Here is a 19949-nt window from a genome sequence, read left to right as displayed (position 1 = left end):
GATCGGTGAACGCGACCGCGCCGCGTTCACGTTCTCGCAAGATCCGGGTGGGAGGCTGGGAACGTGCTGCTGCTGGTGCTGTTCGCGTTCGTCGCCGGGGCCGCGACCGCGCTCTCGCCCTGCGTGCTGTCGGTGCTGCCGATCGTGCTGGCCGGCGGGGCGACCGGCGGACGGCGGCGGCCGCTCGGGATCGTCACCGGGCTGACGGCGGCGTTCACCTTCGCGGTCGTCGCGCTGGTCTACGTGATCAGCGCCCTCGGGCTGCCGGATGGGCTGCTGCGGGCGCTGGCGATCGCCGTCCTGATCGGCTTCGGCGTGGTGCTGGCGGTGCCGGCCGCGGCGGCCCGGGTCGAGGCGGCGCTGAGCCGGATCGCCGGCGGCCCGCGCCGTCGCCAGGCCGGCGGCTTCTGGTCGGGGACGCTGCTCGGCGCCGGGCTCGGGCTGGTCTACGCGCCCTGCGCGGGACCGATCCTGGCCGCGGTCATCACCACCTCGGCCGCGCAGTCGTTCAGCGCCGGGCGGCTGGCGGTGGCGCTCGCCTACGGCCTCGGCACGGCGGTGGTGCTCTACCTGCTGATGCTCGGCGGACGGCGGCTGGCGCGGCCGCTCGCCCGCCGCAGCGGCCGCTTCCAGGTGACGATGGGCGTGGTGATGGTGGTGCTGGGGATCGCGATGGCCGCCGACCTGGACCAGCGCTTCCAGACCGCGATCGCCGCCGACCTGCCGTCGTTCCTCGTCACCCCGACCGGCCGGCTGGAGGACGGCGACGCGCTCCGCGGGGCGCTGCGCGACCTGCGCCAGGCCAAGCGGCCGGGCGACGCGCGAGCCCCGATCGCCGAGGCCCGTCCGACCGCCGACGCCGGCGGCGGCCTGCCCGACCTGGGCCGGGCGCCGGAGTTCGTCGGCACCCAGCGCTGGTTCAACGTGCCCGGGGGCCGGCCCCTGACCCTGGCGGGGCTGCGCGGGTGGGTGGTCCTGATCGACTTCTGGACCTACACCTGCATCAACTGCCTGCGGACGCTGCCCGCGCTGAAGGCGCTCGACGCCCGCTACCGCCCCGCCGGGCTGACGATCGTCGGCGTCCACTCGCCCGAGTTCCCCTTCGAGCGCTCGGCGGCCAACGTCCAGGCGGCGATCCGCCGGACCGGGATCCGCTACCCGGTCGCGCAGGACAACGACCTGGCCACCTGGGACGCCTGGGGCAACCAGTACTGGCCGGCCAGCTACCTGATCGACGCCACCGGCCACGTCCGCTGGACCCACTTCGGCGAGGGGGCGGAGGAGGAGAAGGAGCGCGCGGTCCGGCAGCTGCTGGAGGCGGCGGGACGGCGGCTGCCGCGGCCGGTCGGGCGCTTCCGGGTGCCGCGGGCCGCGTCGGGCGTGACGACGCCGGAGACCTACCTCGGCAGCGCCCGGATCCGGACGGTCGAGGACGCGACCAACCCCGGCGTCCACGAGTACGGCCCGCTGCCGGCGGGCCTGCCGGCCGACGCGATGGCGCTCGGCGGCCGCTGGCGGCTGGAGGACGACCGCGCCACCGCGCTGGTCGGGGCCCGGATCGGGCTCCGGTTCCGTGCTCGCCGGGTCTACCTGGTGCTCAGCAGCGAGCGGCCGGGGGCCCGGGTCGGCGTGCGGCTCGACGGACGGCCGATCGCCGCGGCCGACGCCGGTCCCGACGTCCACGGCGGGGCCGTCGCCGTCGGGCCGCAGCGGCTGTACGAGCTGGTCGACCGGCCGTCGGTGGCCGACGGCCGGCTGGAGCTGGAGCTGCCGCCGGGCGTCTCCGGCTACGCGTTCACCTTCGGCTAGCGGCTCACCAGACGGTGTTGGCCAGCGCCTGGATCGCGAGCGCCTGCGCGGCCAGCAGCAGCAGCACTGGGCGCAGACGGCGGTCGGGGATCGCCTCCGCCGCGGCGACGCAGGCCAGCGGCACGAAGATCAGCCAGATCCGCTCGGTCTCGGCCTTGGTGAAGCCCGCGATGGCCGCGAACGCGACCACCGCCACGATCGCCCGCCCGGCGGCGGAGCCGCGCAGCGCCGACCGGACGAGTGCCGCGGCGACCGCCGGTCCCAGCATCAGCGCCCAGGCGACCGGCGAGCCGAACAGCCAGAACCAGTAGGGGCGGATCCGGGCGAGGCTGTTGCGGTAGACGCCCTCGGTGGCGCGGAGGGTGCCGATCGGGTCGTAGCCCCACGCCAGCGCCAGCAGCCCGTTGACGGCGAGCCAGGCGATCGCGCAGAGGGCCGCGACCGCCGCCGCCACCCGCCAGCCGTCGCGCCGCCAGCGCAGCACCGCGACCGCCGCGCCGATCCCGAGCAGCGCCCACGAGAACAGCGTCGCGAGCGCCAGCAGCAGCGCGCCGACGGCCGCCACCGCGCGCCGTCGCGACAGCAGCGGGATCGCCGCGGCGGCGCCGAACGCGGCGTAGACCGCGTCGAACGAGGTCACGCCGTCGAGCAGGACGATCGGGGTCAGCGCGGCCAGCAGGCCGGCGGTCCGGGCCGTCCGCTCGCGGTCGGCGGCGGGCCCGCGTGCGGCCCGGGCGAGCAGGTAGGTCAGCGGGGCGCAGGCGGCCGCCGCGCCGATGCAGAGCGCGGCCAGCCCGCCCGGGCCGTCGATCCCGAGCGCCCGCATCAGCAGCAGCGGGCCGGGGGGATGGCCGGCGACGTTGACCGGCTGCGACGGCACGGTCTCGGCGAACCGGTCGAGGTAGGGCCCGACGCCCCACTGGAGCGTCGGCAGACCGGGCAGGTACTCGTTGGCGGCCTCGAACGAGCCCCCCGGGCCGAGGTCGAAGACGTGCGACCAGCCGGCGGGACCGAGCCGCATCGCCCCGACCGCGAGCCCGGCGGCGAGCGCCAGGCCGAGCAGCGCGAGCGCCACCGCCGCCGGTCGCAGCCGCCGGTCGCGCAGGCCCGGGGCCGACCAGGCGACGACCGGCACCAGGCCGAGGGCGACGACGGCGGCGGGCGCCAGCTGCGGCAGCCAGCCGGCGACGAAGGGCGGCGTCGCGGTGCCCAGCTCACGGCCCGTGGCGGCGTGCCAGACGCCGATCGCGACCGTGGCCGCCGCGACGAGCGCCAGCCCCGCCAGGCTCGTCTGTTCGCGTTTCGCAAGATCCGCCTGCGAAGCTGCTCGCGGTCGTGTCGATCGTCCGCTCATCGTGCCTGCTGGTCCCGCTGCTGGCGGTGCTCGGCGGCTGCGGCTCGGCGTCGCCCGAGCGGCTGCCGCCGGCGGCCGAGCCGCCCCGCTCGCCGGCCGCGAGCGTCCCGCCGAGCGGCCGGGTGCTGGCGCTCGGCGGGCGCCCGTCGGCGCTGGCGGTCGACCCGGCGACCGGCCTGACCGCGGTCGCCCTCGATCGTCCCGCGCGGCTGCTGCTGCTCGCTCGCGACGGCGCGGTCGTGCGCCGCGTCGCCCTGCCGGGGCGGGTGCGCCAGCTGGCCGCCGAGCCGGGGGGCGGCTCGCTGCTGGTCGCGCTGGAGGCGCCGTCGCGACTGCTGCGGCTGAGCCTGCCGGGCGGGCGCCGGCGGGCGTCGGTCCGCCTGCCCGGGCCGCCGCGGGCGATCGTGCCGCTGGCGGCACGACGGGTGGCCGTCGCGACCACCGACGGCCAGCTCGCCGTCGTCCGCGGCGACCGCGTCGTCGCCCGCGCCCCGGGCCCGCGCGAGCCCGGTGGGATCGCCGCCCTCGATAGCGGACGGACGCTGGCCGTGGTCGCCGCTCGCGAGCGCCGGCTCGAGCTGTGGGACGTCCGGACCCTGCGCCGGACGGCGTCGGCGCCGGCCGGGGTCGGCCCGACCGACGTCGCCTGCCGCGACGATGCCGCGGGCGGCGTCTGCTGGGTGGTCGACACGGCCGGCGACGCGCTGCTGCTGTTCGGGCGAGCGGACGGCCGGCTCGAGCCGACGCGCCGCCAGTACCTGCCCGGGGGACCGTTCGCGATCGCCGTCGACGGGCGCCGCCGGCGGCTGTGGGTCGCCGTCCCGGGACGCAACCAGCTGGCGCGGCTGCCGGCCGCTCACGGCACCCGGCTCCTGGCCCGCGCGGCCACGGTCCGCCAGCCGCAGGCGGTCGCGGTCGATCCGGTCTCGGGCGACGTGCTCGTCATCGGGACCGCCGCCGGCGTCCTGCAGCGCGTCCGGCCCTGAGCGCGAGCGACCCGCGCGCCGTAGACCACCGCCGACGCGGCGGCCAGCCCGGCGGCGAGCAGCAGCCAGCGGCCGGCGAAGTCCGGCGGCGGATGGCCGGTCGTCAGCAGCCTCCCGCGGGGCGCCTCGCCGAGCACCGACGGCAGGTGCACGAGCAGCACGGCGCCGGCGATCGCCGCCGGGATCCGCACGTGCCCGCGCAGCGGCACGCCCGCCGGTGGGCCGCCCGCCGGTCGCAGCGCCGCCGCCAGCCGTCGCAGCGCGCCGTCGGCCGCCACGTAGGCCGGCAGCAGCACGAGGTCGTGGACCACGGCCCCGCCGAGCAGCCAGAGCAGCAGCCGGCCGGCGCTCGGGACCGCGCGCGGATCGAGCGCCTGGGCGAGCGCGAACGCCGCGGCGCCGATCCCGGCGGCGTGCAGCAGCAGGTGCACCGGCGAGGCCCCGTAGCGGAGCCGCCAGCGGTCGCGACGGGTGGGCGTTGGGGCGGCGTCGGACACGTCAGCTCCTGGCGAAAGTCAGCCCGGAGACCCACTTGGTGCAGTGGACTCCGGGCAGTCCGGGACCGATGATCCGGGCCGGGAAGCCGTGGTCGAGCGAGAGGTCGGCACCGTTGACGCGCAGCGCCAGCAGCGCACCGTCGGCCGCGACCTGGTGGGCGCCCAGCGTCGTCTGGCGGAAGGCGCCCCGCGGCTGCAGCGAGGCGACGTGCAGCACGTCGTCGGGGTCGGCGCCGGCGAGCGCGGCCAACGCGGCCAGCGGAACGCCGGTCCAGCGCTGGATCGTCGACCAGCCCTCGACGCAGGCGATCGGCAGCTCGTGGCTGGCCAGCTCCATCGCCAGCAGCTCGTCGCGGCTGAGCGAGAGCCGCTCCGCGCCCCGCAGGTCGAGCCGCCAGGCCGCGCCGGCCATCTCGGCGCTGACCCGGGCGACCAGCGCGGTCTTGTTGACCGGGAAGCCGTTGGGACCGGGCGAGACCGCGCCCGCGCCGCGCGGGGCGAAGAGGGCGATCTTCCGCAGGGGCCCGCCGACGCTCTGCCCGACCGTCAGCAGCAGCAGCGATCCGGAGGCCGCCCCGGCCAGCCCGATCGCGCCGCGGCGGCTGATCGTCGGCGCGGCCGGGTTCGGCGTGACGAGGCCTCCGGGCTCGAACGGCTCGGGGCGGGTCCGGGCCAGGTCGTCGAGCAGCGGCCGGAGCGCCTGGCGGGTCCGCCACGCGCGGCGCACCGTCGGCAGCTTGACCGCCAGGTGCAGGACCAGCGAGGCGACGAAGACCCACGCCCCGTAGTAGTGCGCGACGACGAAGCCGAAGCCCCACGGGTACCAGAGCTGGACGTTGGTGATCCCGGTGACGAACTGGAAGAGCGCGCTGGCGACGAGCAGCAGGGTCGCCAGCCGCTCGAGCGCCTGGGCCGGGGTCGCCGCCGGGGGCCACGCGAACAGCCGCGGGATCACCGACCACAGCTTCAGCAGCAGCAGCGGGACGAGGGCGATGCCGAGCGTCATGTGGGTGCCCTGCGTCGCGGCGTAGAGCCAGCTCGGCGAGGTCGGCCAGGCGAACGTCAGCGGCTGCAGCGGCAGGTCGCGGGGGACGACGGCGTTCTGGCCCAGCTGCGGCTGGTAGACCGCGTGCGACAGCAGCCCGGTCGCGAACAGGATCGCCAGGCCGGGGAGCAGCAGCAGGCCGACGAACGAGGTCAGCCAGGGACCGCGGATCGGGCTCCGCCAGAAGCCCGGGCGGGCCGGGCCGGGCGGGGGAGCGGTCGGCAGGCGCGGGCGCACGTCGTCAGCTCCGCGTCAGGACGCAGAACCGCCGCCCCTCGTCCTGCCACCGTTCCGCCACCCGCAGCCCGGCCGCCGCGGCGGGGGTGGCGATCGCTCCCGGGCCGACCCGCGCCCACGGGAACCACTCGCTGACGCCGTCGCCCTGCTCGAGCCTGATCGCCCGGCCGCGACCGTCGCCGGCCCGGTCGTCGGGGTCGAGCTCGACCAGCACCGCGCCGTCCGGGCGCAGCAGCTCGGCAAGCCGTCCCAGCAGCCGGGCGGGGTCGCCGCCGATCCCGACGTTGCCGTCGAGCAGCAGCGCCGTGCGCCAGCGGCCGGCGAGCGGGAGCGGGCCGAAGACCGAGCCCTCGACCACCGGCGTGCCGCGCCGACGGGCGTGCTGGACGGCGGCGGGCGCCACGTCGACGCCGAGCACGACGACCGCCCGCCGGGCCAGCGCCCGCACGTGGCGCCCCGGCCCGCAGCCGACGTCGAGCACCGGTCCGCGGGCGCGGTCGAGCACCCGCTCGTCGACCGCGGTGACGCCGCCGAGCCAGACCGCGAGCGGCAGCGGCCACGCGCTCCCGCAGCGCTCGCGGACCAGTACGGGAGGAGCGGCCGGGGCCGCGGCGAGCGCTTCGCCGTAGGCGATCTCGGGGCTCAGCACGGTCCCGCCACCGCGCTCGTGGCCGCCGGGCGCCGGTCGAGCTCGTGCACGGCGCGGGCGAAGCGGCCGCCGGGCGCGAGCGCCGCGACCGCCCGCGCGTCGGCGAACCGGTCGACGTCGCGCAGGGTCGGCAGCTCGGCGACCGTCAGGCCGGCCTCGGCCAGCCGCCGGCGCTGCGCGGCTCCGGTCTCGGGGACGCTCATCGGCACGCCTTCGAGCAGGGCGCGATCCGCTCGTCGCAGCCCGAGGGCCCAGTAGCCGCCGTCGTCGGCCGGGCCGAGCACCGCGTCGACCGCCGGCTCGGTCAGCCGCCGGAGCGCGGCCGAGAGCAGCGCCGGGCGCACCTGCGGCGTGTCCATGCCGATCACCAGCGCCGGCCCGGCGACGTCCTCGAACGCCGCCGCCAGCCGCTCGTCGAGTCCGTCGCCGCGCTGCGGGATGACGGTCATGGCCGGGGAGCACCACGGGCCGGGCTCGCCGTCGAGCACGAGCACCCGGGCGCCGGCGGGCGTGGCCGCGACCGTGGCCAGCGTGTCGGCCAGCGCCGCCGCGGCCAGCCGCGCCGCCTGGACCGGCGTGCAGGGCGGGCAGAGTCGGGTCTTGCTGCGACCGGCGACCGGCGCCTTCGCGATCACGGCCAGCGCCGGCAGCGGGCGGCTCATGCGGCGAGCACCCGGCGCATGTCGCGCAGCGCGCCGACGGTCCCGCGGACGCTGCCGGTGACCTTCGACCGGCCGCCGGTCCGGGGGCGGTAGGGGACGGGGACCTCGGCGATCGGCCAGCCGGCCGCCGCCGCGGCGACGACCATCTCGAGCGGCCAGCCCGAGCGGCGGTCGCGCAGCGCCAGCTCCAGCAGCGCCGTCCGGCGCGCGATCCGCATCGGTCCGAGGTCGCGCAGCTCGGCCACGCCGCGACGGCGCAGCTCGGCGGCCAGCGCGCGGTTGGCCAGCCGCGCGTGCCACGGCCAGGCGCCGGGCTCCGCCACCCGCCGGCCGAGGACCAGGCCCGCACCGTGCTCGATCGCGGGCAGCAGCCGCCGGAGGTCGGCCGGGTCGAGCGACCCGTCGGCGTCCATGAAGGCGACCAGCTCGGCGTCGGCCGCCCGCAGCCCGGCCGCGCAGGCGGCGCCGAAGCCGCGACGGGGCTCGTGGACGACGGTCGCACCGCCGGCGGCGGCAACGGCCGCGGACCCGTCGGTGGAGCCGTTGTCGACCACGATCGGCCGCCAACCCGGCGGGATCCGCGACAGGACCCCGGGCAGCGCGACCGCCTCGTCGAGGACGGGCAGGACGACGTCGAGCACGTCGACCACGCTAGGAGCGCCCCGGCCGCCCGTCGATTACAGGTCGATGAACGCTGGCCGCGGCGGCGCCGATCGGGCGTACGGTCCTGGTCATGCTGCTCGTCACCGGAGGCGCGGGCTTCGTCGGCGCCCAGATCGTCACCGCCCTGCTCGACCGTGGTCACGCCGTGCGGGTGCTCGACGCGCTGCTGCCCGCCGCGCACGGCCCGGACCGGCCGGCGGCGGAGGCGGCGATCGACCCGCGAGCGGAGCTGGTGGTCGGGGACGTCGCCGATCCCGCGACGGTGGCGGCGGCGCTCGACGGCGTCACGGCGGTCTGCCACCAGGCGGCGATGGTCGGCCTCGGGCAGGGCTTCGACGACGCGCCCGACTACGTGCGGCACAACGACCTCGGCACCGCCGTGCTGCTGCGGGCGCTGGCGCGGCGGGGCGGCGTCGAGCGACTGGTGCTCGCGTCGAGCATGGTGGTCTACGGCGAGGGTCGCTATCGCTGCCCGGCGCACGGCACGGTGCGGCCCGCGCCGCGGCGACGCGAGGATCTCGACGGCGGGCGCTTCGATCCGCGCTGCCCGACCTGCGGGGCGACGCTGGAGCCGCAGGCGGTCCGCGAGGACGCGCCGCTCGACCCGCGCAACGTCTACGCCGCCACCAAGCTCCACCAGGAGCACCTGGCGGCCGCCTGGTCGCGCGAGACCGGCGTGCCCGTGACCGCGCTGCGGTACCACAACGTCTACGGCCCGCGGATGCCCCGCGACACGCCCTACGCCGGGGTCGCGGCGATCTTCCGCAGCGCCATCGAGGCGGGGCGGGCTCCGCGCGTCTTCGAGGACGGCGGGCAGCTGCGCGACTTCGTGCACGTGCGCGACGTGGCGCGGGCGAACCTGCTGGCCCTGACCGGCGAGCGCCCGGTGGCCGGGGCCTTCAACGTCTGCTCGGGCACGCCGCGATCGGTGGGGCAGATGGCGACCGCGCTGGCCGCCGCGGCGGGCGGCGGCGGCCGGCAGCCGGTGGTCACGGGCGAGTACCGGCTGGGCGACGTCCGACACGTCTTCGCGGCACCCGAGCGGGCGGCGGAGGTGCTGGGGTTCGTCGCCCGCGAGCCGTTCGCGGCCGGGATCGCCGAGTTCGCCGCCGCACCGCTGCGCGCCGTCGCGCCGATCGCCGCCGGATGAGCGCAAGCCGCGTTGCACTGCACGGCGGCGTGCAGGAATCGTGGGGGTTCGGTGCCAATCTGCGATTCGGATATGGCCGTCTCGCGCTCCACCACCGACCGCCAGCGCGCTGCCGCTGCCCGCCAGGCAGCCGCCGCCGCTCGCACGACCGGCACGCACCCCGTCGCGGGAGGCGCCCCCACGAGCGGGGGCCGCCCGTCGCACCCGAACGCGGTGATCGAGTTCCGGGGGGTGACGAAGGCGTACGACAACACCCACGCGGGCGTGCACGACGCGTCCTTCACCGTCCACCGCGGGGAGTTCCTGTTCCTCGTCGGGCAGACCGGCGCCGGCAAGTCGACGCTGATGAAGCTGCTCCTGAAGGAGATGGAGCCCGATTCCGGCGTGATCCGCGTCGCCGGGCGCGATCTGTCCGAGATCACGCGCAAGAAGGTGCCGTACTACCGCCGCAACCTCGGCGTGGTCTTCCAGGACTTCAAGCTGCTGCCGAACCGGACGGTCTACGACAACGTCGCCTACGCGCTGCAGGTGACCGGGGCCAACCGCAAGCAGATCCGCCGCCAGGTGCCGGACATCCTGCGCCTGACCGGCCTCTCGACCAAGCTCCACAACTACCCGCACCAGCTGTCGGGCGGCGAGCAGCAGCGCGTCTCGGTGGCGCGCGCGTTCGTCAACCACCCGCCGCTGCTGCTGGCCGACGAGCCGACCGGCAACCTCGATCCCGACACCACGATCGGGATCATGCAGCTGCTGTACCGCATCAACAAGGCCGGTACCACGGTGCTGGTGGCCACCCACGACGAGGGGATGGTCAACCGGATGCGGCGCCGCGTGATCGAGTTGCAGGGCGGCGAGATCGTGCGCGACGAGGTCGCCGGTGGCTACGGCCGCGACAGCGAGTCGACCGCCGAGTTCGGCGCCCTCATGCGCGGCGAGCCGGCGCCCGCGCCGCAGCGCCTGCGCCAGCCGTCCGAGGCCGACCTGTTCGACGACGCGTTCGCGGACTAGGACCCGTTCCGCCCGCCTCCCCGCGCCCCGACGCCCCGACTTGCGAAAGACCTCATGAATCGCGTCACGTTCTTCTTCAAGGAAGCGCTCCGCTCGATCGGCCGCAACCCGATCCCGAGCTTCGCCGCGCTGATGGCCGTCCTGATCACCGTCCTGGTGCTGGGCGTCTTCATCCCCGCCGTCCAGCTGGCCAACGGCGCCGCCGACGACGTCCGCAGCCGCGTCCAGGTGTCGGTCTTCATGGACAAGAAGACGACGAAGGCCGACCTGGCCCGCGTCGAGCAGCGCCTGAAGAGCACGGAGCACGTCAAGAACGTGAAGTTCGTGTCGAAGGAGCAGGCGCTCGCGGAGCAGAAGAAGCAGAACCCCGAGGCCTACGCGCTGCTGGGCAAGATGAACCCGCTTCCCGACACGTTCCGGATCACTCCCGACAGCGCCGGCAACACCAACGCGCTGCTGGCGTCGCTGCAGCCGAAGGGCACCAGCGGCAAGCCGGCCCCGTTCGACGCCCGGATCGGCGAGATCAAGGCGTCGAAGTCGGAGACGAACAAGATCGTGAAGATCACCGGCGCGGTGAAGCTCTCGATCGGCGCGCTCGCGCTGCTGCTGATCGTCGCCTCGGTGCTGCTGATCTCGAACACCATCCGCCTGTCGCTCTTCTCGCGCCGGCGCGAGGTCGAGGTGATGAAGCTCGTCGGTGCCACCGACTCGTTCATCCGCTGGCCGTTCGTGATCGAGGGCCTGATCCTCGGCGCGATCGGCGGCGCGGTGGCGATCGCGATGCTGGCGCTGGCGAAGGTCACCATCCTCAGCCAGCTCGAGGGGATCGCGACGCTGATCTCGCGGCCGGACATGATCGCCTTCGGTCCGCTGATCGGCCTGCTGGTGCTGGCCAGCATCGCGGTCTCGGCCGCCGGCTCCGGCCTCTCGCTGCGGCGCTTCCTGCGCGTCTGATCCCGTCCCGCGCCCGCTCTCCGATCCCGGCGCCCGCGTGCCACGGCGCCGGGACCGGCGGGTGGCGTGAGGCGCGCGTAGACGCGTCGGATCTCGCCACCTGGTGCGCTCGGCAGTACGGAGTACTGCTCTCGCTTCCCGGCGGCGACCTCCTCGGTCTACGCGCGTCTCACATCCACCCGCTGGACCACCGATCCCGCGAGGGCGGCATGCTGTGTCGGTGAGCTTCTGGACCCGAGCCCTGCGGGCGGCGCTGGCCGTCGCCGCGCTCTTCGCCGTCGTGGTGCTGATCTTCAGCGCCGGGGCCTACGTCGGCGCCCGCGACCCCGAGTCGCTGCCGGGCGTCATCCGCGACCGCGTCGTCGACCCGCACGGCGCCGGCGCGATCAACGAGGCGCTCGGCACGATCCGCGACGTCTACTACCGCGATCCCGGCGAGCGGCGGCTGGTCGACGACGCGATCGGGGGGATGGTCACCAAGCTCGACGACCGCTTCTCGAACTACCTCGACCCGAAGACCTACAAGAGCTTCCAGCAGGCCCAGGACAACCGCTTCGACGGGATCGGCGTGGTCGTCCAGCAGGATCCGCTCGGCCTGCGGATCACCCAGGTCTACGCGGGCTCGCCGGCGAAGGCCGCGGGGCTTCGGATCGACGACCTGATCGTCCGCGCCGGCAAGACGTCGCTGAAGGGGCTGAAGGCGAACGAGGCGTCGAACCACGTCCGCGGGCCGGCCGGTACCAGCGTCTCGCTGCGGATCCGGCGGCGGGTCGACGGCAAGGTCCGGACGCTGGCGATCACCTCGAAGCGGGCCCCGGTCGAGGTGCCGATCGTCGACTCGAAGCTGTTCCGGCGCGACGGCCGCAAGGTCGGCGTGGTGCGGCTGGCGCAGTTCAACAACGGCGCCACCGCCCAGGTCGGCGCCGCGCTCGAGCGGATGCGCAAGCGCGGGGCCGACCGATTCGTGCTCGATCTGCGCTCGAACCCCGGCGGATTGGTGACGCAGGCGCAGGGTGTGGCGAGTCTGTTCCTGAAGGGCGGCACGGTCGTGACGCTGAAGGGCCGGACCGTGCGCGAACAGCGCTACGAGGCCGGCGACGCCCCGCCGTTCGCCCGCCAGCCGCTGGTGGTGGTCGTCGATCGCGGCTCGGCCTCGGCGTCGGAGATCGTGACCGGGGCGCTGCAGGACCGCGGTCGCGCGCAGGTCGTCGGCACGCGGACCTACGGCAAGGGCGTCTTCCAGCGGGTCGAGCCGCTGAGCAACGGCGGCGCGCTCGACATCACCGCCGGCCAGTACTTCACCCCCAAGGGCCGCAACCTGGGCGGCAAGGGCACCGCGCGCGGCACCGGCCTGCGGCCCGACGTGCCGGTGGCGACCGATCCCAAGGCCCCGAACGCCAGCCTCGAGCGGGCGATCGACCTGGTCGCGAAGGAGCGCCGCGGGCGGTGAGCGGGCGCCGCCGCGGAGGGCCGCCCGGCCGGGGCGGCAAGGGCCGGCCCGGGTCGCGGCCCGGTCCCTCGCGCCCGGCGGCGAAGCGGTCGAAGCGGCCGGGACCGAAGGGCAAGGGCGGCGGGCGCGGTCGTGGGCCGCGGGACGGGCGGGACGCGTCGGGGGGTCCGGCGGGGTCTGCGGGGCGGGACGGTCCGGGTGGTCGTGGTGGAGCGCGCGGCGACCGCAACCGCAACCGCCCGGCCGTGAGCTCCGGCACCGCCGCGCTCCCCCGCGACGTCTGGCGCGACAGCGGCCACGGACCGCCGCCGACCGTCGGCGTCGTCCGCCGGCGCGGGCGGTTCCTCGTCGCCGAGCCGCTCTTCGACCGCGGTGCGCCGGTGGTCGTCGACCGCTCGGCCGAGATCCGCGAGGGGCGGATCGGGCTGTTCGCGCCGCCGGGCGGACGGCGCGGGCGCGGGTCCGGGGGCAAGCGGGGCCGCGACGCGCGGTTGCTGCGCGACGTCGGCACGCCCGACGTCGCCCGCGACGTGCTCGAGGCGCTGCTGCTGCACCACGGCCTCCCGCGGCGCATACCGCGGTCGGTGGCGACCGAGGCCGAGGCGGTCGCCGCCGGCGGGCCGACCGGCGAGGAGCGGATCGTCCGCCGCGACCTGCGCGGGCTGCCGACCTTCACGATCGACCCGGTCACCGCCCGCGACTTCGACGACGCGATCAGTGCCGAGGAGATCGACGCCGCGGCCGAGCGCTTCCGGGTCGTCGTCCACATCGCCGACGTCGCCGCCCACGTCCGGCCCGGCGGCGCGCTCGACGCCGACGCCCGCTGGCGCGGCACCAGCGTCTACGTCCCCGGCACTGTCGAGCCGATGCTGCCGCCGGCGCTCTCCAACGACGCCTGCTCGCTGGTGCCCGGCGTCGACCGGCTGGCCGTCAGCGTCGAGCTGGAGCTGCGGGCCGGCGAGGTCGTCGCCGCCCGCGTCGACCGCACGCTGATCCACTCCGACGCTCGCCTCGACTACGACCAGGTCGACCGGATCTTCGCCGGGCGGGAGCAGGCCGAGGACCCCTGGGCCGCCCCGCTGGCGATCGCCCGGCGGGTGGCGGCAGCCCTCCAACGGCGGCGCGAGCAGACCACCACCGCGCTCGAGCTGGACACCGGCGAGCCGCAGTTCCGCTTCGACGGCGGCGGCCACGTGGACGCGATCGCCGTCGAGCGCCAGACCGAGGCCCACCGGCTGATCGAGCACCTGATGATCGCCGCCAACGAGCAGGTCGCGCGGCTGCTCGACGAGGCCCGCGTCCCGGCCCTCCACCGGGTCCACGACCGGCCCGACCCGGCCGCGGTGCGGCGACTGGCCGACCAACTCGCCGTGCTGGGGGTGGCGCTGCCGCCGCTGGGCGGCCGTGACGGCGACCGCGACGCGCCGCTGGGCCCCGAGCAGGCCGCCGCCGCGGTGGCCGAGATCTCGCGCCGGGTCGACGAGCACGTCCGCCGCCAGGGACACGGGCGCGCGGGCCTCTCGTACCTGGTCCTCCGCGCCCTGCAACAGGCGCGTTACGACCCGCGCGGAACCGGTCACGCCGGGCTCGGACTGCGCCACTACTGCCACTTCACGTCACCGATCCGGCGCTATCCGGACCTGGTCTGTCACCGGGCGATCCTGTCCCTGATCGGCGCGGGGGAGGACGCCCCGAGCCCCGACGGGCTCGGCGAGCTGGCGACCTGGTGCTCGGCGACCGAGCGCGACGCGATGGAGGTCGAGCGGACGGCCGACCGGATCGCGCGCGCGTTCCTGCTCGAGCGGCTGCTGTTCGCCCACGGCTTCGATCACCGCTTCGCCGGCGAGGTGACCGGCGTCGCCGCGGCGGGCGCGTTCGTCCGCTTCGGGGCCGAGCAGCTGGGCGCCGGCGGCAGCGACGCCGAGGCCTTCGAGGGCCTGCTGCCGGTCCGCCTGATGGCCCAGGACTGGTGGGAGCTGGACGAGCTGGGGGTGATGCTGGTCGGCACCCGCTCCGGCGCCACGCTGCGGATCGGCGACCCGGTCACCGTCGCCGTCGACCGGGTCGAGCCGGTGCGCGGACGCGTCACGCTCGTGCCGGCGCGCTGACGCAGCTTCGTGACGAAACGCACGACCTCGTGCAACGCCGGGACCTCTCGCGTGTACGGCGAAGTACCAGAGAGCGCCGCGGCGCCAACGTCCGCGGATCCCTTCCCCCACCAAGGAGCGCGCACACCCATGATCGGCGCCATCATCCTCGGCCTCGTCGCCGGCTTCATCGGCAAGGCCATCATGCCCGGCGAGGACCCGGGCGGGTTCTTCGTCACGATCCTGATCGGCCTCGCCGGCGCCATCGTCGGCTGGCTGATCTTCACCGCCCTGCTCGGGATCGGCGACACGGACATCTTCGACCTCGGCGGCCTGCTGAGCGCGATCATCGGGGTCCTGATCGTGCTCGGCGGCTACCGGGTGCTCGTCGCCAACCGGCAGGGGTAGCGCTGCCGGCGTCCGCCCGGAGCCTGGTCTCCGGGCGGACGCCGGTCAGGCGGGGTAGCGCTCGCGCGCCTGGCGCTTGCAGCGCTTGCGGGCGCCGGCCTGGCGGACCGTGCCGCAGCGCTTCAGCGCGCGGGCCTGGCGGCGGCGGTTCTCGGCCGTCGCCCGCCGCCCGAGCGGGAACGCCGGCGAGCGGTCGGCGGTCCTCTCCGTCGCCCCGTCGGCGACGTCGACCCAGCCGCAGTCCCAGCCGCGACCGGCGAACGGCGACAGCGTCGCCACCAGTCGCGCGGTCGCACCGGTCGCCGCGTACGCCACCCCGTCGCCGCCGAGCGGCACGCCGTCGTAGCTGGCCAGCCGGGTCGCGGGCGGCAGCGTCCCCGCGGGATCGCGGACCGGCGGGAAGCCGAACGTGTCGACCGCGCCGCCCACCACGCCGAAGCGGTCGCGCGTGGTCTGACGGCAACGGCGCTGACGGTCGTAGACGCCCGCCACGAACGTCACGAAGACGTTGCGATCTCGCAGCTGTCCCGCCGTCCGCACGGTGCCGGACAGCATGCCCTTCGTGTCGTAGACGATCTGGGTCCGCTCGATCCGCAGGTCGGGGTTGCGCGGTTGCAGCGTGCTGACGGCCGAGGAGCCGCCGCGGACCTCGGCGGCGGCGGGGGCGGCGAGGCCCGCGGTCAGCGCGGCGGTCGCGAGCAGGGGGACGAGGCGGGACGGGGGGATCCACATGCCGGGGGTATAGCGCAGGGGATCGAACCGTTCGCAGGCATCGCGGCCGGCGGCGGTCGGCCGGCCGCCGCCGCGGTCCCGGCGCTACGCTCGCTGGTTCATGGCCAAGGGCAAGAAGAAGCCGTCCGGCGGCGACTACGGCTACAACCGCCAGGCGCGGTTCCGCTACGAGCTGCTCGACAAGCTGGAGTGCGGGGTCCAGCTGCTGGGGACCGAGGTCAAGGCGCTGCGCACGGTCGGGGCGCAGATGGGGGACAGCTACGTCGACGTCCGCCGCGGCGAGCTGTGGCTGCGCAACCTGCGGATCGACCCCTACGCGCCGGCGGCGATGAACAACCACCAGCCCGACCGGCCGCGCAAGCTGCTCGCCCACCGGCGCGAGATCGACAAGCTGCTGGGCGAGGTCCAGCAGTCGGGCCTGACGATGGTCGCGACCCGGATCTACCCCAAGGGCCAGCAGATCAAGGTCGAGATCGCCCTCGCCCGCGGCAAGAACGTGGCCGACAAGCGCCACGACATCAAGAAGCGCGACCAGCAGCGCGAGATGCAGCGCGCGCTCCGCGAACGCAACCGCTAGCCGCCCCGCCGGGCCGCCCGCGGGGGTCGCGTAGGCTTCGGCCCATGAGCACCGCCGTGGAGCACACCGACGTCGCCTGGGACCTGGAAACGCTGGTCACGGAGGGGACGCCCGCGGGCACGCCGGCGGGCGCGGAGGGCGTCGAGGCGCTGCTCGAGGACGCCCAGGAGCGGGCCGATCGCTTCGCCGCCGCCCACCAGGGCAAGGTCGCGGAGCTCGATGGCGCCGGGCTGGCGGCGGCGGTCGCCGAGCTGGCCGACCTCTCCGACCTGATCGGCCGCGCCGCCTCCTACGCGTCGCTCAAGTTCGCCGAGGACACGACCAAGCCCGAGCACGGCGCGCTGCTGGCGAAGGTCGAGGAGCGGGCGACCGCGGTCCAGACGAAGCTGCTCTTCTTCGAGCTGGAGTGGACCGCGCTCGACGACGACGCGGCCGAGGCGCTGCTCGGCGCCGAGGGGCTGGAGACCGCCCGCCACTACCTGCGGACCGTCCGCCGCTACAAGCCCCACCAGCTGAGCGAGCCGGAGGAGCGGATCCTGGCCGAGAAGCAGACCTCGAGCCGCGGCGCCTGGGACCGGCTGTTCGACGAGCTGACGTCGGTGATCGAGGTCGACCTCGAGGGTCAGGAGGGGCCGGTCGCGCTCGACGTCGCCCTCGCGCAGCTGACCAACCCCGACCGCGCCGTCCGCCAGAAGGTCGCCGAGGCGGTCACGAAGGCGCTGGCCCCGGGCCTGCGGACGCGGGCGTTCATCTTCAACACCCTGCTCCAGGACAAGGCGGTCGAGGACCGGCTGCGGACCTACCCGTCGTGGATCGCGTCGCGCAACCTGGCCAACGAGGCCAGCGACGAGTCGGTCCAGGCGCTGGTCGACGCGGTCCAGGAGGCCTACGACGTGCCGCAGCGGTGGTACCGGCTGAAGGCGAAGATCCTCGGGATCGACCGGCTGGCCGACTACGACCGGATGGCCTCGATCACCCAGGCCGACGAGGAGCAGTTCTCGTGGGGCCGGGCGACCGACCTGGTCTTCACCAGCTTCGACGCCTTCGCGGGCGAGATGGGCGACGTGGCCCGGCGGTTCGTCGGCGAGGGCTGGATCGACGCGCCGCCGCGCAACGGCAAGCGCGGCGGGGCGTTCTGCGCCTACACCGTGCCGACCCACCACCCGTACGTGCTGCTGAACTGGACCAGCCGCCGCCGAGACGTGCTGACGCTGGCCCACGAGCTGGGTCACGGGATCCACGCCTACCTGGCCCGCGATCGCGGCCCGTTCGAGCAGCACACCCCGTTGACGCTGGCCGAGACGGCCTCGGTCTTCGGCGAGACGCTGGTCTTCGACCGGCTGCTGACCGAGACCACCGACCCGCAGGCGCGGCTGGGCCTGCTGGCCGAGCAGATCGAGGGCTCGATCGCCACGATCTTCCGCCAGACCGCGATGAACCGCTTCGAGCACGCGGTCCACACGGCCCGCCGCGAGGAGGGCGAGCTGTCGGTCGACCGCTTCGGCGAGCTGTGGCACGACAGCCAGCACGCGATGCTCGGCGACGCGGTCGAGATCACCGACGGCTACCGCTCGTGGTGGTCGTACGTGCCGCACTTCATCGGCACCCCGGGCTACGTCTACGCCTACGCCTACGGCCAGCTGATGGCGCTCTCCGTCTACGGTCGCTACCGCCAGGACGGCGCCCCGTTCGCGCCCAAGTACCTGGAGCTGCTGGCCGCCGGCGGCTCGCGCTCGCCCGAGGACCTGGTGGCGATCGCCGGCCTCGACCTGACCGATCCCGGCTTCTGGCGCAGCGGGCTGGCGCTCGTCCGCGAGCAGCTGGAGCAGGCCGAGGCGGCGGCGGAGGCGGCCGGGGCGGTCTGAGCGGGGCGCCCGCTGCGACGTTCCGGTCGCCCGGCGACCGGAACGTGCGGCTACCGTTGCCCCTCGTGCCCGAGCGCGCCCCCGACGAGCTGCCGACCGCGCGGCTGCTGCTGCGCCGCTGGCGGGCCGACGACCACGCCCCGCTGGCCGCGATCAACGGCGATCCCGAGGTGATGCGGTACATCGGCTCGGGCGCGCTGTCGCGGGCGGCCAGCGACGAGCTGGTCGGGCGGCTGGAGGACGAGTGGCGGCGGTGCGGCCACGGGCTGTGGGCGATCGAGCGGCGCGCCGACGGGCGGCTGCTGGGCTTCTGCGGGCTGGCGGTGCCGCTCTTCCTCTCGCAGGTGCTGCCGGCGGTCGAGGTCGGTTGGCGGCTGGCTCGCGACGCCTGGGGCCACGGCTACGCGACCGAGGCGGCGCAGGCGGCCGTCGCCGCCGGCTGGGCGATCGGGCTGCGGCAGCTGATCGCGATCGTCCACCCCGACAACGAGCGCTCGCTGGCCGTCGCCGAGCGGCTGGGGATGCGGGTGACCGGCCGCACGCGCCACGCCGCGAGCGGCTGGGAGGTGCTCGTGCTGCGGCTCGACCGGCCACCGGCGCCCGACGACGGCGAGCGACACCGAACGTTCACCGGGGGCGGCGGAGGGCGACCGCGCGCGATGCGATGATGGCCCACGCATGGCGTCGTCCCCGCCTCCGCAGCGCGTCGCGCTCGACCAGCTGAGCGTCCTCGCCCTGCGGCTCGGCCTGATCGGCCTGGTCGGCTACGGGCTGCTGCTCGTCTGGGGCAAGCTGCAGTTCGTGCTGCTGCCGTTCGCGGTCGCCGTGCTGCTCTCGGCGCTGCTGGAGCCGGTGGCCCGAACCCTGCACGAGAAGGTCCGGCTGCCGCGCTGGATCGCCGCGGTCCTGACCGTGCTCGGGACGATCGTGCTGGTGGCCGGGATCCTGACCTGGATCGCGCCCGACATCTTCAGCAAGGCCGAGCAGCTGGTCGAGCAGGTCGAGGACGGGATCCGGCAGCTGCCCAACGTGCTCCACGACCTGGGCATCAAGGACTCCGACATCCAGCGCTTCACCGAGCAGCTGACGAAGAAGCTGGAGGAGTCGCTGGGCTCGATCGGCGGGCAGCTGAGCACCGGCGTGGTCTCGGTCGCCCAGGGCGTCGCGAGCGTCGCGGCCAGCATCTTCCTGGCGCTGATGATGCTGATCTACCTGCTGATCGACGGCGGCGGCTTCTGGCGCGGTGCGCTGCGGTTCGTCCCCCGCGAGCGCCGTCCGGCCTGGCACCGGGCCGGCCAGCGGTCGTGGCGAGCGGTCACGCTCTACGTCCGCAGCCAGGTGCTGGTGGCGGCGATCGATGGGGTCGGGATCGGCGTCGGCCTCTGGATCCTGGGGATCGACCTGGCGCTGCCGCTCGGCGTCTTCACCTTCATCGTCGCCTTCCTGCCCTACGTCGGCGCGATCCTGGCCGGGATCGCGGCGGCGCTGGTGGCGCTCTCGACCGACGGCGTCGACGGGATGCTCGGGGCGATCGTGGTGACGGTGATCGTCCAGCAGGTCGAGGGCAACATCCTCTACCCGCTGCTGATCGGCCGTTCGCTGCGGCTGCACCCGATGACGGTCCTGCTCGGCGTCGGCGCCGGCGGGGCGCTGCTGGGGATCGCCGGCGCCTTCCTCGCCACCCCGCTGATCGCCGCGGTCGCGGCCGGCGCCGGCTGGCTCGACGAGGAGGAGCACCCCGACGGGCTCGGCCACGAACCGCCGCCGTCACCGCCGCCCGACGACGGCAGCGCGCCCGCCGGCGGCTGGTGAGCCG

Annotated in this window: 17 protein-coding genes and 1 pseudogene; 12 read left to right on the top strand and 6 right to left on the bottom strand. The window is 75.7% G+C overall.

The features are described from left to right. Positions 1-63: 63 nt before the first annotated feature. A complete protein-coding gene (locus tag SH587_RS09300; protein ID WP_320670318.1) occupies positions 64-1809 on the top strand; it encodes a cytochrome c biogenesis protein DipZ in 1746 nt (581 codons plus the stop codon). Between the two features lie 4 nt (positions 1810-1813). Here the strand turns inward: SH587_RS09300 and SH587_RS09295 are convergent, their stop codons facing one another. Further along, positions 1814-3163 (bottom strand): hypothetical protein, encoded by a 1350-nt coding sequence (locus SH587_RS09295; RefSeq protein WP_320670317.1) that lies wholly within the window; start codon positions 3161-3163, stop codon positions 1814-1816. Between SH587_RS09295 and SH587_RS09290 the strand changes: the two genes are divergently transcribed. Continuing rightward, positions 3145-4149 carry a hypothetical protein gene (locus SH587_RS09290; protein WP_320670316.1) on the top strand — a complete coding sequence of 335 codons (1005 nt, stop codon included), beginning with the start codon at positions 3145-3147 and terminating at the stop codon, positions 4147-4149. The genes SH587_RS09295 and SH587_RS09290 overlap by 19 nt on opposite strands. A 498-nt stretch (positions 4150-4647) precedes the next feature. Here the strand turns inward: SH587_RS09290 and SH587_RS09285 are convergent, their stop codons facing one another. Genes SH587_RS09285 through SH587_RS09270 form a run of 4 tightly spaced genes read right to left on the bottom strand, consistent with a single transcriptional unit; the run spans position 4648 to position 7880 of the window. Beyond that, complete coding sequence (locus SH587_RS09285; RefSeq protein WP_320670315.1) at positions 4648-5928, bottom strand: molybdopterin-dependent oxidoreductase; 1281 nt, start codon at positions 5926-5928, stop codon at positions 4648-4650. A 4-nt stretch (positions 5929-5932) separates the two neighbouring features. Next, entirely contained in the window at positions 5933-6577 is a 645-nt protein-coding gene (locus SH587_RS09280) for a methyltransferase domain-containing protein (protein ID WP_320670314.1), read from the bottom strand. Next, complete coding sequence (locus SH587_RS09275; protein WP_320670313.1) at positions 6571-7239, bottom strand: TIGR04282 family arsenosugar biosynthesis glycosyltransferase; 669 nt, start codon at positions 7237-7239, stop codon at positions 6571-6573. Before SH587_RS09275 ends, SH587_RS09280 begins: the two co-directional genes overlap by 7 nt. Beyond that, positions 7236-7880, bottom strand: coding sequence for a glycosyltransferase family 2 protein (locus SH587_RS09270; RefSeq protein WP_320670312.1), 645 nt, complete (start codon positions 7878-7880; stop codon positions 7236-7238). Before SH587_RS09270 ends, SH587_RS09275 begins: the two co-directional genes overlap by 4 nt. A gap of 92 nt (positions 7881-7972) precedes the next feature. Here SH587_RS09270 and SH587_RS09265 point away from each other — a divergent pair, with 92 nt between their 5' ends. From SH587_RS09265 to SH587_RS09240, 6 genes and pseudogenes are all read left to right on the top strand, one after another. After that, positions 7973-9052 (top strand): NAD-dependent epimerase/dehydratase family protein, encoded by a 1080-nt coding sequence (locus SH587_RS09265; RefSeq protein ID WP_320670311.1) that lies wholly within the window; start codon positions 7973-7975, stop codon positions 9050-9052. 213 nt (positions 9053-9265) lie between these two features. Beyond that, positions 9266-9937, top strand: a pseudogene (gene ftsE, locus SH587_RS09260) (cell division ATP-binding protein FtsE); the annotation flags it as partial. Between the two features lie 177 nt (positions 9938-10114). Next, positions 10115-11014, top strand: a complete 900-nt coding sequence (gene ftsX / locus SH587_RS09255; protein ID WP_320670309.1) for a permease-like cell division protein FtsX — start codon at positions 10115-10117, stop codon at positions 11012-11014. 220 nt (positions 11015-11234) lie between these two features. After that, entirely contained in the window at positions 11235-12464 is a 1230-nt protein-coding gene (locus SH587_RS09250) for a S41 family peptidase (protein ID WP_320670308.1), read from the top strand. A 245-nt stretch (positions 12465-12709) separates the two neighbouring features. Further along, on the top strand, positions 12710-14572 hold the full coding sequence (locus SH587_RS09245; protein ID WP_320670307.1) for an RNB domain-containing ribonuclease: 1863 nt from the start codon (positions 12710-12712) through the stop codon (positions 14570-14572). A 129-nt stretch (positions 14573-14701) separates the two neighbouring features. Continuing rightward, positions 14702-14959: a GlsB/YeaQ/YmgE family stress response membrane protein gene (locus SH587_RS09240; protein ID WP_320670306.1), complete on the top strand. Its 258-nt coding sequence runs from the start codon at positions 14702-14704 to the stop codon at positions 14957-14959. Positions 14960-15004: 45 nt separating this feature from the next. Here the strand turns inward: SH587_RS09240 and SH587_RS09235 are convergent, their stop codons facing one another. Next, positions 15005-15691 (bottom strand): hypothetical protein, encoded by a 687-nt coding sequence (locus SH587_RS09235; RefSeq protein WP_320670305.1) that lies wholly within the window; start codon positions 15689-15691, stop codon positions 15005-15007. Between the two features lie 100 nt (positions 15692-15791). On the opposite strand from SH587_RS09235, the gene smpB reads away from it, so the two are divergent. The 4 genes from smpB (at position 15792) to SH587_RS09215 (ending at position 19945) form a co-directional block, all read left to right on the top strand. Beyond that, positions 15792-16268: an SsrA-binding protein SmpB gene (gene smpB, locus SH587_RS09230; protein ID WP_320670304.1), complete on the top strand. Its 477-nt coding sequence runs from the start codon at positions 15792-15794 to the stop codon at positions 16266-16268. 44 nt (positions 16269-16312) lie between these two features. Continuing rightward, positions 16313-18133 carry a M3 family oligoendopeptidase gene (locus SH587_RS09225; protein ID WP_320670303.1) on the top strand — a complete coding sequence of 607 codons (1821 nt, stop codon included), beginning with the start codon at positions 16313-16315 and terminating at the stop codon, positions 18131-18133. Positions 18134-18198: 65 nt separating this feature from the next. Beyond that, positions 18199-18801: a GNAT family N-acetyltransferase gene (locus tag SH587_RS09220; protein ID WP_320670302.1), complete on the top strand. Its 603-nt coding sequence runs from the start codon at positions 18199-18201 to the stop codon at positions 18799-18801. Positions 18802-18811: 10 nt separating this feature from the next. Then, positions 18812-19945, top strand: coding sequence for an AI-2E family transporter (locus SH587_RS09215; protein WP_320670301.1), 1134 nt, complete (start codon positions 18812-18814; stop codon positions 19943-19945). Positions 19946-19949: the final 4 nt, after the last annotated feature.

The organism is Patulibacter defluvii, from assembly GCF_034096925.1.
In the GTDB taxonomy this organism is placed as follows: domain Bacteria; phylum Actinomycetota; class Thermoleophilia; order Solirubrobacterales; family Solirubrobacteraceae; genus Patulibacter; species Patulibacter defluvii.
The sequence above is the reverse complement of the archived record's forward strand: the minus strand, read 5'-3'. Positions and strand labels throughout refer to the sequence as shown.

Excerpts from the sequence above, each read along its gene's own strand:
- SH587_RS09295 (WP_320670317.1), bottom strand. The coding sequence starts at position 3,163 with ATGAGCGGACGATCGACACGACCGCGAGCAGCTTCGCAGGCGGATCTT.
- SH587_RS09275 (WP_320670313.1), bottom strand. The coding sequence starts at position 7,239 with ATGAGCCGCCCGCTGCCGGCGCTGGCCGTGATCGCGAAGGCGCCGGTC.
- SH587_RS09265 (WP_320670311.1), top strand. The coding sequence starts at position 7,973 with ATGCTGCTCGTCACCGGAGGCGCGGGCTTCGTCGGCGCCCAGATCGTC.
- ftsX (WP_320670309.1), top strand. The coding sequence starts at position 10,115 with ATGAATCGCGTCACGTTCTTCTTCAAGGAAGCGCTCCGCTCGATCGGC.
- SH587_RS09240 (WP_320670306.1), top strand. The coding sequence starts at position 14,702 with ATGATCGGCGCCATCATCCTCGGCCTCGTCGCCGGCTTCATCGGCAAG.
- SH587_RS09235 (WP_320670305.1), bottom strand. The coding sequence starts at position 15,691 with ATGTGGATCCCCCCGTCCCGCCTCGTCCCCCTGCTCGCGACCGCCGCG.
- smpB (WP_320670304.1), top strand. The coding sequence starts at position 15,792 with ATGGCCAAGGGCAAGAAGAAGCCGTCCGGCGGCGACTACGGCTACAAC.
- SH587_RS09225 (WP_320670303.1), top strand. The coding sequence starts at position 16,313 with ATGAGCACCGCCGTGGAGCACACCGACGTCGCCTGGGACCTGGAAACG.
- SH587_RS09215 (WP_320670301.1), top strand. The coding sequence starts at position 18,812 with ATGGCGTCGTCCCCGCCTCCGCAGCGCGTCGCGCTCGACCAGCTGAGC.